This window comes from Nocardia sp. NPDC051030, assembly GCF_040683015.1.
Taxonomy (GTDB): domain Bacteria; phylum Actinomycetota; class Actinomycetes; order Mycobacteriales; family Mycobacteriaceae; genus Nocardia.
In genome coordinates, this window is the sequence record NZ_JBFBCD010000004.1 from 572876 (window position 1) to 584826 (window position 11951).

Annotated in this window: 7 protein-coding genes; 2 read left to right on the forward strand and 5 right to left on the reverse strand. The window is 65.3% G+C overall.

What is annotated here, in order from left to right:
• Nucleotides 1–903: 903 nt before the first annotated feature.
• Nucleotides 904–2238, reverse strand: coding sequence for an MFS transporter (locus AB0N05_RS16285; protein ID WP_364693780.1), 1335 nt, complete (start codon nucleotides 2236–2238; stop codon nucleotides 904–906).
• 202 nt (nucleotides 2239–2440) lie between these two features.
• Here AB0N05_RS16285 and AB0N05_RS16290 point away from each other — a divergent pair, with 202 nt between their 5' ends.
• Nucleotides 2441–3610 (forward strand): beta-mannosidase, encoded by a 1170-nt coding sequence (locus AB0N05_RS16290; protein WP_364693782.1) that lies wholly within the window; start codon nucleotides 2441–2443, stop codon nucleotides 3608–3610.
• On the opposite strand, the gene AB0N05_RS16295 is transcribed toward AB0N05_RS16290, so the two are convergent.
• Genes AB0N05_RS16295 through AB0N05_RS16310 form a run of 4 tightly spaced genes read right to left on the reverse strand, consistent with a single transcriptional unit; the run spans nucleotide 3597 to nucleotide 10147 of the window.
• Nucleotides 3597–5306 (reverse strand): glycosyltransferase family 39 protein, encoded by a 1710-nt coding sequence (locus AB0N05_RS16295; RefSeq protein ID WP_364693785.1) that lies wholly within the window; start codon nucleotides 5304–5306, stop codon nucleotides 3597–3599. The genes AB0N05_RS16290 and AB0N05_RS16295 overlap by 14 nt on opposite strands.
• On the reverse strand, nucleotides 5303–6778 hold the full coding sequence (locus tag AB0N05_RS16300; RefSeq protein WP_364693788.1) for a glycosyltransferase: 1476 nt from the start codon (nucleotides 6776–6778) through the stop codon (nucleotides 5303–5305). Before AB0N05_RS16300 ends, AB0N05_RS16295 begins: the two co-directional genes overlap by 4 nt.
• Nucleotides 6775–8268, reverse strand: a complete 1494-nt coding sequence (locus AB0N05_RS16305; RefSeq protein ID WP_364693791.1) for a hypothetical protein — start codon at nucleotides 8266–8268, stop codon at nucleotides 6775–6777. The genes AB0N05_RS16300 and AB0N05_RS16305 overlap by 4 nt, the downstream gene beginning before the upstream one ends.
• Before the next feature lies 1 nt (nucleotide 8269).
• Nucleotides 8270–10147: a hypothetical protein gene (locus AB0N05_RS16310; protein WP_364693794.1), complete on the reverse strand. Its 1878-nt coding sequence runs from the start codon at nucleotides 10145–10147 to the stop codon at nucleotides 8270–8272.
• Between the two features lie 352 nt (nucleotides 10148–10499).
• Here AB0N05_RS16310 and AB0N05_RS16315 point away from each other — a divergent pair, with 352 nt between their 5' ends.
• Nucleotides 10500–11825, forward strand: coding sequence for an MFS transporter (locus tag AB0N05_RS16315; RefSeq protein WP_364693797.1), 1326 nt, complete (start codon nucleotides 10500–10502; stop codon nucleotides 11823–11825).
• Nucleotides 11826–11951: the final 126 nt, after the last annotated feature.

Sequence of the window (11951 nt, forward strand, 5' to 3'; positions counted from 1 at the left end):
CCCGGGCGCGCCCCTCGACCCTCAGCTCGTGCACGCCGCAATGGCGTTGTCGGAGTAGCGGGTTCGCGGACGGCTCGGGAGGCGCGCTACGCCAGCGGCAGAGCAAAAGCTTGTTGCGTGGTGGCGTCGCCTGCCGTACCCGGCTTGAGCTCCCCCATCGGGTGCCGTTGTCCGGCGATTCCGGCCTGGCTGGAAGGTTGTGGTCCCGTTCCGGGACCAACAACCAAAACCAAAGATCAAAGACCAAAAGATAAGAGCGCCCGGACGAGAAAGAGTTGAAAGACTCGAGATCAAGACTCGAGACCCGTCCCTTCGTCGAGTGGGACATGAGCCGGGGATTTGTCCGATTACCCCAGCCTCATGTCCTACTGAACGCCTGCCCAGCCAGGGAATCCGGCGAATCGGACGCGAGCAAGCCCGAGTCGGGACGGGCGTCGGCGTGTTGCGGTGGCCCGTTCATCGAGAGGGGGCATGAGCCGGGGTTTTGTCCGGTTAGACCAGCCTCATGTCCCTCCTGAACGTGTTCTACCTCTGAGATGCGTAGCGGCGGATGCTAGTTCGGACATTTCGGGCTGCTCGATGGTCTTGGCTCTTGTCTCTTTGCTCTTTTTCTCTATCTCGTCCGGGCGCCCTTGTCTTTTCATCTCTTCTCTTTGGTTGTTGGTCCCGGAACGGGACCACAACCTTTCAGCCAGGCTGGTACGAGAGAGGACGGCTCCCGATGGGGGAGCTCAAGTCGGGTACGGCAGGCGACGTCACCACGCAACAAGCTTTTGCTCTGCGGTTGGCGTAGCGCGCTCCCCGAGCCGACCCTCCGGGGGTGTGCGGTTGTGAAAGCGATGGCCGAAGGCCGAGCCGGGCCATTGAACCTGGCCGCAATGTCTGATCGCGTCAGGCGAGGGGTTATGCGGCTGCGGATTCTAGGGTGCGGCCCTTGGTTTCTGGGGCGCCCCATAGGCAGATCAGGAAGCCTATGGCTGTTAGGAGGGCGGCGTAGAGGAAGGTGGGGCCTAGGCCTAGGTGGTCTAGGGACCAGGGGAGGAGGTAGGTGCCTAGGGCTGCGCCTACTCGGCTGATCGAGGTGGCGAAACCTACTGCGGTGGCTCGGATGTGGGTGGGGAAGAGTTCGTTGGGGTAGGTCCAGTCGAGGACGTTGGGGCCGCCGCAGAAGAAGGCGTATAGGCATAGGAGGGCGAAGGCCAGGATTGTGGGCATGCTTGGCCAGATGCCTATGAGGAGTACGGGGATGATCATCAGGCCGAAGCACCAGACGATGGTGGGGCGGCGGCCTATGGTGTCGATCATTCGGAGGGCGGGGAAGCAGCCGATGAGGAAGACCATGCTGATCAAGGCTGTGCCGAGGGTGTCCATCCAGGTGCCTGCGGGCATGCCGAAGGCCGAGAGGATTTGGGGGCCGAAGGTGAGCATGGCGAACAGGACCGCCACCTGGCAGAGGAAGAAGCCGCAGCAGAAGATGGTTCGTTTGCGGTAGAGGGGGCCGAAGAGTTCGCGGATCGATCCGTGATTGACCGGCTGGCCGTCGAGGCTCGACTCGATCAGGTCTTCGGGTGCGATGCGCACGTGGAGGTACTTCTCGACCATGCGGGCGGCCTTGTCGGCCTTGCCGTGCTGGGCCAGCCAGCGGGGGGATTCGGGGGCGGTGCTCTGGCGGATTATCAGGAAGAACGCGCAGAGGATTGATCCGCTGGCCAATTGCCAGCGCCAGCTGCCGTCTCCGGCGAAGGTGAGGCAGAGGTAGCCGACCACATAGGCGAGAACCGATCCGGCGTACCAGGCGATGATCTGGAAGCCGAGTAGACGGCCTCGCTGTTTGATCGGCAACCACTCCCCCAGCAATGAAGTGGCGATCGGGTAGTCGGCGGCCACCGCCATGCCGAGGATGAAGCGCAGAATCACTATGAGCCAGACGGATTCGGCCCAGAACGAGGCGATCGAGCACAGTCCCATGACCACCAGGTCGGCGGTGTACATGACCTCGCGGCCGATCTTGTCGGTGAGCACACCGAAAAGCGCGCCGCCGATGAACATTCCGATGAGGGCCGAGGCACCGATGAGCGAGACGTCGGCGGTGCTCAGACCCAGTTCCGGCTTCATACCGATCAGCGCGGTCCCGACAATGCTGAGGATGTACCCGTCCAGCAATGGCCCGCCGGAACAGGCGATGGCGAGCCGCTTGTGGAACCCGGTGAAGGGTGCGTCGTCGATTACGGTGCTCACAAGGCCCTCCTCGCCGATCACCAACAAAAGCGAACAATCAGCAAACTCCACCAACGTAATCGCCCGCCGTCCGCGGGTGCACGGCTGACACGCCGTCGGGGGCGCTGGAAACCGGACCCGGCGTGTCAGCGGAGGGTGATGCCGGGCGATCCGGGTAGGTTCGCGACATTTGCTCCGTGTTCGCTTGGGCGATGGAGGATCGGTGCTGAGGTCAGGGTGGGTTACGGCCGCGCGGATCGCGATCGCGGCCGCGGTGCTGGTTTGCTCGGCGGGATGCGGGGAGCGGCCGCCCCATAGCGTGCGGCTCACGCCGGGTCCGGAGGCCGCCCAGCCGATGGGTGCGCCGGCGGCCGACGCGGCGGTGAGCGCGAGCGGAACCGGGCTACAGCTGCGCGGGAAGCCTTGGTGGCCTGCCGGGTTCAATGCTCCGCAGGCGGCCACGAACTATTCGATCAACTTCGGGTGCGGGGCGGAACTCGATCTCGACGGCTTCTTCGCCAAGCTTCCGGCCAATGCGCTGACGCGGTTCTCGATGTTTCAGGCACTGGCGGTGGACAAGAACACCGGGCAGCTGGACTTCAAGGCGGCGGATGCGGTGTTCGCGGCTGCGGAGAAGTACGGGCAGGTCATCTTGCCGGTGCTCGCGCCGCAGGACGGCGATTGCGATGACGAGACGTTCAAGCAGCGCGATTGGTATGTGAACGGGTGGACCAAGGACGTCTCGATTCCGGGCCGCGCGGTCATGAGTTTCCGGGACTGGGTGCGGACCGCGGTGAACCGGTGGCGGAGTTCGCCGGTGCTGGCGGGCTGGGAGTTGGTGGGGGAACCGGAAACCAGTGTGTGCGCCGGAAAGAACTGTGCGTTGCGGTCCCGCACCTGTCCGGCGGATGCGGCCGCGGTGCTGCGTAGGTTCCTGGACGAGTCGGGGCAGATCGTGCGCAAACTCGATCCGCACCGCCTGATCTTCGCCGGATTCACCGGAGGCAGCCAATGTGGCACGGCCGCCGCCGACTTCGCCTTCGTCAGTGCGTCACCGCAGGTGGATGTCGTGGAATACCACGACTACTCCAGCGATGAGATAGCGCTGCCCGGCGGTCCGCGCAATGGCCTGGCGCAGCGACTACGACAGGCCGCCGAACTCGGAAAACCCTTGCTGGTGGCCGAGATCGGGGTGTACGCCGGATCGTGCCTGAGCCTGAACGAGCGGCGGGACAGTATTGCCGGGAGCATGGGCGGGCAGCGCGCGGAAGGCTCGGCGGGTGCCCTCATCTGGGCGTATGTTCCCGATCCCCGACCGAACGAGTGCACCTACGATGTCGGGCCGGATGATCCGCTGTGGTCGCTGGTCGCCGAGAAGATCACGGTGGGCTGACGCGGTCCGCGCCGACCACCCGGTAGAGCCGCCATTGCGGCTGTCCCGCACCGTCGTTCGGTATCTCCAACTCCAGAGTCGCGATGCCCGCGCCATTGTCGTACATGGTGGGATACCTGCGATTGACGGCATCGGAGACACCGCGCCCCGAGTTCGGCACCGCCAGAATGTATTTCACGCCGCGATCGGCAGGACGATCCAGCACTCGAACGAAGTCCCGATCCGACGGAATGACGAACTGATCGGGGCGATCGGAGGCGACGGCCACCGCGAACCCGTACACGGTATCCATCAGCACCGCGCCGCGCGGCAGCCGCATGGCATCAAGATAGTTCGCGATCTTGCGCTCGGTGGAGAAGGTCGCGGCGATCCGCCGCTGATCGGCATAACGCGCGGAGGCATTCCCGGGATTCGGGAAAAGCACCGCGCCCAGCGCGTATTCCTGCACGGCCAGGTCATTACTGTTCATGCCCCACCCGGTGATCGGCACGGACACAGCCAACAGCACCACCGTCAAAGCCGCACCGAACACGGGCACGCGACGATGCGGAGGGGGCGCTTCGACATGCAGGCCGGGTCGATGACTAGGCGGCTGCTGGGCCGCGGGAGCGATGTACAAGGTCAGAACGGCCGCCAGCGGTATCGCGGCCACATAGAAGCGCAGGAACGCGAACGTCGATCCACTGGCGTAACTGAATGCCTGAAACCCGAGCACCGCACCGCACAACAGAATCGGCACCAATACCTGAAGATCGCGACGGCGCACCGCGAGCGCACCGGAGATCGGAATCAGCAGCGGCAGGATCGGTCCGAGCACCAGGGTGGCGGCGATCGAATATTGCAGTGCCGCAATGGGTGCCGAAGGCCCCGACGCCCCCGACTGCGCCAGGATCGACGAATTCCCGTACTGGGAGCTGAACTGCTGGAATGCCTGCCCCGTGATCAGCCAGCTGGTGATCGCCCACACCAGGAATGCCAGCACGATCGGAGCCGACACCAGCACCAGATCCATGAATGCCGCCGACCACCGGTGCGCATCCTCGCGCCGACGCTTATAGCTGAGCACGAAAACCATTGCCCCCGCAGCCAATGCCGGAGCCACCGCGTCATACCGCGTCAAATACGCCAGCCCGAGCGCGATTCCGCAGGCGAGCAGATCATGCACATCATCAGTCCGCACCCACCGGCTCAGCCGCCGCACCGCCCAGCACAGGCAGAACAGGAATGGCGCTTCACTCATCCCATTGCCGCCGTAGAACAACACCATCGGATTCAATGCGAACAGCACGGTCACGCTGAGGCACAACCACATCGGCGCACCCCGGTCGGTCCCGATTCCGTGGATCTGGGTCACCGCGCCGCCCATGAACAGCGCCGACATGAGCACCCCGGACAAGCCCCAGGTGGTGATGCCCGGGAAGATCGGCGCGAACAGCTCCATCGGGATCTGCGCCAGCGAGGTCAGCGGCGTGAACACGAAGCCGATGGCCGACAGGTGCGGGTCGCGACTGAACAGGGCGGCCTGCGTGGCCGAGACCCGGCTCAGCGCATCGCCCATCAGGTATCCGTGCCCGGTGCTGACCACCACACCGGCCGCCAGATAGATCAGGGTCGAGACCCAGAACAGGGTGCGCGGCCGGATCCCGGTCCGGGCCGGTGCGCTGACCGCCGTCGGATGCGCCTGCGTCACGGTCATTTGCTGTCCTCCGACGAGGTGCCGAGACCGTGAAAGGTCTTCTCCCAGTAAGACGGATTGCGTAGCAGCTGCCAGCATCCCTTGGTGGCGGCAATGCTCATCATGAGCCAGTACAGCGGCACGGTCAGGCAGGCCAGCAGCAGGTCGGGCCGATTGTTCTCCCGGCAGGCGACGATATTCATATAGATGGTCGCGGCGTTGCCGATGATCAGCGCGATGAGCGCCGGGAAGTAGACGGCGGCCGGGAACAACTTCCCGATCACCGAGGGCTGACCGAGAATCCAGGACAGGCTGATGAACCAGAAGATCAGGTTCAGGCACGCGATGATCGGGGTGCCCGCCAGAATCAGCGTGAACCGGATGAAGCTGATGGTGCCGATCTGCCGCCACAATTGGACCGGCCGACGGGTGTGCACCAGCCAGCTCTGCAGGTAGCCCTTGTACCAGCGGGACCGCTGCCGCACCCAGTTGATCGGGTCCGGATTGGCCTCTTCGAGCGTGGTCGAGTCGAGCACCGCGGTCGAGTACCCGGAGGCCGCGATCCGCACCCCGAGATCGGCGTCCTCGGTGACGTTGTAGGGATCCCACGCGCCGATATCGGTGACGACATCGCGTTTGAAGTGATTCGAGGTGCCGCCCAAGGGAATCGGCGCGCGACTGCGCATGAGCCCCGGCAGCAGGAACCCGAACCACAATCCGTAATCCATGGTGAACCACTGGGTGAGCAGGTTCTGCCCCGCATTATGGAAGGCGAGTTTGGCCTGAATGCAGACCACCGTCTCCGGCAGATCCCCGAAAGCCGCTACGATCCGCCGCAATTGGAGCGGATCGGGAATGTCCTCGGCATCGTAGATGGTGACGATGTCTCCGGTGGCGCGGCGCAGGCCGTAGTTGCAGGCCTTGGGTTTGGTGCGCGGATCGGCAGCGGGTACCAGCACGATGACGATGTGTTCGTAACCGCCGGAACCGATTCCGGCATTGCGGGCAGCGTCGATGGTGGGCGAGTCGTCCTCTTCGAGCAGCAACAGCACCTGGAGTTTGTCGGCCGGATAGTCGATGGCACTGAGAGCGCCGATCAGATCGCCGACGACCTCGGGCTCCCCGTAGGCCGGAACCAGGATCGTGTAGGGCGGCAGCTCGTCATCGGAGAGCGCCCGCGCCCGCTCGTCATCGATGGTGAGAATGGCGTCGCGGTCCATGCCCCGGGTGAGGATCAGCAGCCGGTCGATCAGCACCGCCAGATACCCGGCCGTGCAGATCGCCACCAGCGTGGCGAGCGTGCCGAGTGGAAAGAAGACCGCGCAGAGCACGATCAGCGCCACGATCGCGAGGGCCGTATTGCGTTGCCACGGCATGAATGCCACCGAAGCCGAGGCCAGCGGATCGGATTCGCGCAGCCCGTGCACCGCCAGATGCAGGGCCTCGGCCTTGAACGCCTCGGATTCCGGGTCGACGCCCTCCGGCGTGCTCATGACGCCTTGCCCGCGCTCTGCACAATGGATTGCGCGACGGTGGTGAGCATCTCGTGGTCCTTGTGATCGGTGTCCGCCTCGACCTCATCCGAATTCGGGTCGAGCACAACGGCATTTCCGCGCAAGAACTCATGCATGAGGTTCTCGATATTGGCGCTGATCGACCGCTGCGGCTGCGGGAATTCGGCGTCGGGCAGGTGATTGTCGGCCGCGATCAGGCTGATTCGCTCGGCACCGCCCGCCCCGCTCCATTTCCAGGTCAGCCAGGTCCAGCTCAGCAGCCGCCGGTCGTCCAGCACGGTATTGATCCGCCCGGTGATGCCATTGCCCAGGTCCACCATGGTGGGCGGCGTGATGCGCGGCTGACTCAGTAGGTAGAGCGTGAATTCCGGATACCGGTCGATGAAGTTCGGATTGTCCGATCGCACGATATCCACCACGATGCGGCGTCGCCGGGAGTCCTTGTCCCACTGCGGATTACCGCGATCAGCGCGAATGAGCTGCCGGGTCAGCGTGACGCTCGGCCCCAGATAGCGGTGCGCCCACGGGTACTGCTGCGATCCGAGCAGCGTCCACCCGGGTGGGACGATGGGGTTCTCATCGACCACCAGGCCTTGCATCCGGGTGAAGTTCGGCGCGTATTGCGTCGGCAAGGGAATCACCATCAGCCCGATCGTGGCCACCACCACAACCACCGCCGCACTGCGCGACTGAGCGGCGGTGAGCGGCTTGACCTTTCGATCCAGCGGCTTCAGCGAGCTCCCGCGCCGCCAGTCCACATACATGACGAAGGATGCGGAGAACACGCCCAGTATCGACGGAATCGCCTGGTAGGCAAGGATCGACGCCTCCGGAAATCCGTATGCCATGACCGCCAGCGCGATTCCACCGACCAGCAGCGCGACTGCGGCACCAGCCAAGGCCCGCTTGCGCGTACGCCCGGATCCGATGGCCGCCGCCAATCCCGCGAGCAACACCATCACCAGCCCTGCCGCCACTTTGGTGCCTCCGAACGCGATCATGAGCAGCTGATTGCGCGGCGGCAGTAGCAGCAACACCAGCAGCCAGGTCGCCCAGAATCGGGAAACCGGCCGCAGCCCGAAAAGCAGGATGGCGCTGCTCAAGACGAACAGCCAGGCCGCGGTCAGATCGAGGTGCAGTAGTTCGTACTGGTAGCGGTAGCGCGGCACCAGCAGTCCGAGAATGGCCGCCGATAATCCCAGCCCCATGATCCCGACGATGATGTCGGTCTGCCGATCGTGAATCGGCAGCTCGCCACCGCGCCGCAAAGCCGTTCCGGCGGCCGCGAAGAACGCCAGCACGGGCAGCACGAACACGAACCCGATGCTGGAGTCGTACCGCACATCCTCCTCGATCTCGACCCAGCTGAACCAGAAGGCGACCGCCGTGGCGATGACGATCAGCAGCACCCACAGGCTCGCCTTGGTGACGGTGATGTGGACGTGCGGCCGCTCGATCCGATGGGACATGTCAGCGCCTGCGGCGTCGACCGAGTAGTAGGAAGGCCGCGAGCAGCACGCCGAGGCCGAGCACCACACCGCCGACAATCGTGAGGATCCGGGCCATCGGGATGGTGGAAGTGTTTCCGCCCGAACCGGTCACGGCCGCGGCCGGATCGAAGAACTCCGGCTCCCGATCGCCCGCCTGGAACAGCACCGAACCCTCCAGCCGAGTCCAGCGATCCAGGTCCGCATCCAGCCAGGCCAGGGCCCGATCCAGATGTTCGGGTGCATTGGTCGAGGTGGCCACGACCACCGTGCGATTGTTCGACCAGGTGGTCTGCAGGGAGCCGAACGGCATCGCCGGATCGATCTTCAACTCGGCCAGAGCGGCATTGTGGCTGCTGACCGTCAGCACATCCTCGGATTCGGCCAGCGGCAGCCGGATCGACGCGGGCACATCACCATTCGCGGTGATCAGAATGGCGGGCTTCGAGCTGCGCACCGCCGTGTCGAAGGACACCAGTTCCGGCCGCATGGGCACGCTCGTCAAGCGTTGCAGCCCATTGAGAATGGTGGCCGCGCGCACCGTGTCCGCGAAGCCGGGAGTCCGCAGGCCGACGTCCACCTGCGGCAGCAGGCCCTGCGGCAGCGCCTGGAACCCGCCGGGCACAGGCGGTTTCGCGATCCGGCTGGTCACCTCGCTGTCGGGGTCGATGGTCAGCGTGATCGGCTGTTCCAGCCCGCAGCCGTAGGCGAGTCCGGTCTGCTGCAAGGTCACCGACAGCGTGGTGAACCGGCCGAGCACCTCGTCCGGAATATCGATCCAGCGTTCGATGCGACCGTCACCGCTGACCGGCCAGCTGTCGAGCTGGTGGCTGCCCACCCGCACGGTGATCTGTCCGTTCATGGTGTTCGGCAGCGGAGTGTAGTTGCCCAGCAGGCGAACTCGCACGTCCTTGGCCGCTCGCCCGAGCCGCGCCTGATCGATGCCGATATCGACGCGCACCGCGCCGAACCCGGTCGAGCTCAGCTGCGACTGGCCGAGCTCGCTCAGGCTCGCTGCCTCGGGCGCGATCTGCGGTGCGGCGGGTAGCGACTGCGCCCTCACCTTGGTGGCCAGCGCGATCTTGGTCAAATCGCTGGTGAGCAAACGGATTTGATCCGGCAGCGAGTTCTTGTCACCCGCAATGGTCAGCACCGGCTCCGCACCCGTGGCCAGACTCAATCCCGTAGTGGAGGATTCGGTGATCGCGATCTGGCGCTCCAGGAACGCGGGCGCGTGATCCGCTTGCCCGCCCGCCGGAATCTTGCGCAGCTCCACCACGACCGGCTGCCCGTTGTAGCGCGCGATCACCGCGGTGCCCAGCGACAGCGCGGCCGCACTCTCGGTCTCCGTCGGCTCCGACGGCACATAAATGGTCAGGCGTTGCAGCACCGCGGGCAGGAAATCCGCCACCGTGGTGGGCTGCACTTCCTCGCCGAAGTACACGATCGCCGGATCGGACAGCGTCGTCGGCCGACCCAGCCAGTCGATGACACAGGTCCCCGGTTCCTCGACCAGAGCCGTGGAGAGCGTCACGGTGATCGTGTCGTCCTCGACCTCCGCCCCGGCCAGCGACAGTCGGACCGGCGCCTTCGGATCGTTCGGCAGCGGCACCCGATCCAGCAGTCGCGCCCCCGAATGCACATCCAGCGTCCCGCGAGCAATCTTCGGCGGCAGCTGGATGGTCCCGACGATCGCACTGGGCACGAGTCCGGGGAGCACCGGCAGCGTCAAGGTCATCTCGTGCTGGCGTCCGGGGAAGGTGAAGGACTTCCCCATTCCCAGCGCTGAGGCCGCCACCAGATGTTCTGCGGGATCCGCCCACCCCTCCGAGGGCGCGGTGGTCACCGGGAAGGTCGTCACGAAGAGAGCGATCAGGCCCGCCGCCCACCAACGTCGGTGCGGTCGAGGACGCACAGCGCATCGCGGCGCACGCGAGGTCATGAGCGGGATGCTATATCCATCAGCTATTAATCAGCGAACGACATGCGGTCGCTCACCCAACCCGTGGCCCGAAACCCGGGGTGTGGTGGCACTCACATTTACCGGCTCGGCCGCTGGTCACGGCTCCGCGACCCGGGTCTACGAAACCGAGCGGTTGTTTGCCATCTGCTGAACCTGGGTAACGACTCTCTTCGTGCGAAGGACCCGGGGGCAATGACCCGGGCCTGAACTGATCGAGGTCCGTCCAGCGGGCTGGAGAGGACTGCACGCGATGGACCAGAAGACAGAGGAATTTCCGCTGCGGCGATCGGTCGCCGCGTCCGCCATGGGCAATGCCACCGAATGGTTCGACTACGGCGTGTTCGCGGCGACGGCGACCTATCTGACGGATGCCTTCTTCCCCGGCGAACTGGGCACGCTCGGCACCATGCTCAGCTTCGCGATCTCATTCCTGCTGCGCCCGCTCGGCGGCATGGTGTGGGGGCCGATGGGCGACCGGATCGGCCGCAAGGCCGTGCTGGCCATCACGATTCTGCTGATGGCCGTGGCAACGTCGGCCATCGGAATCCTGCCGACGCACGCCACCGCCGGCGTGCTCGCGCCGATCCTGCTCATTCTCCTGCGCGTCGTACAGGGATTCTCCACCGGCGGCGAATATGGCGGAGCCGCAACCTATCTGGCCGAATGCGCGTCCGACCGCAAGCGCGGCTTCCTGGGCAGCTTCCTCGAAGTCGGCACCATGCTCGGCTTCGTCGGCGGTTCAGCGGTGGTTCTCGCCTGCCAGCTCGTCCTGGGTTCGGATGCCATGCACGACTGGGGCTGGCGCATCCCCTTCCTGCTCGCACTCCCGCTCGGCCTGATCGGCTGGTACCTGCGCGCCCGCCTGGACGAATCCCCCGTCTTCACCGAGGCCGCCGAGGAGCAGCAACCGCGTGGCGGCCTGCTCGAACTGCTGACCACCTACCGCCGCGAAACCCTCACCCTCGGCGGCCTGGTCATCGCCCTCAATGTCGTCAACTACACGCTGCTGACCTACCAGCCGACCTACCTGCAGCGCACCATCGGCCTGGGCGAATCCACCACCACCGCAATGATGTTGATCGGTCAGCTGGTCATCATGGTCGCACTGCCCTTCTTCGGCGGCCTGTCCGATCGCATCGGCCGCCGCCCCCTCTGGCTGATCTCCCTGACCGGCCTCAGTGTGCTTGCGCTGCCCATGTATTGGCTCATGGGTCAGGGAACCGGCTGGGCCATAGCGGGATTCGTCGTCCTGGGACTGCTCTACGTCCCGCAGCTGTCCACCATCAGCTCGACCTTCCCGGCGATCTTCCCCACCCACGTCCGCTACGCCGGTTTCGCCCTGGCCTACAACGTGTCCACCGCGGCCTTCGGCGGCACCGCCCCACTCATCAATGAGGCCGTGATCGAGAAGACCGACTGGACCCTGTTCCCCGCCATCTACATGGCCCTGGCCTCCCTCGTGGGCCTGTTCGCGTGGAGGTATCTGCGCGAAACCGCCGGTACCTCCTTGCGCGGCAACCGAATCCCCGAAACCGCCAATGCCTCCGCCCCCTTGATCGGTTCGGCACGCAGTTGAGCTGACGCCACACCGACCGGAAGAACGGCTTCGCGCGAACGGCCCTTCGTGACGATGCCTCCCGATACGCTCCGAATGAAACGGATTGCGCTGTACGGGAGGACAGGGCTGTATGGGAGACAGAGA

Bases quoted from the DNA above. Each gene is read 5' to 3' on its own strand.
- AB0N05_RS16295 (WP_364693785.1), bottom strand. From the start codon at position 5,306: ATGACCGTGACGCAGGCGCATCCGACGGCGGTCAGCGCACCGGCCCGG.
- AB0N05_RS16300 (WP_364693788.1), bottom strand. From the start codon at position 6,778: ATGAGCACGCCGGAGGGCGTCGACCCGGAATCCGAGGCGTTCAAGGCC.
- AB0N05_RS16305 (WP_364693791.1), bottom strand. From the start codon at position 8,268: ATGTCCCATCGGATCGAGCGGCCGCACGTCCACATCACCGTCACCAAG.
- AB0N05_RS16315 (WP_364693797.1), top strand. From the start codon at position 10,500: ATGGACCAGAAGACAGAGGAATTTCCGCTGCGGCGATCGGTCGCCGCG.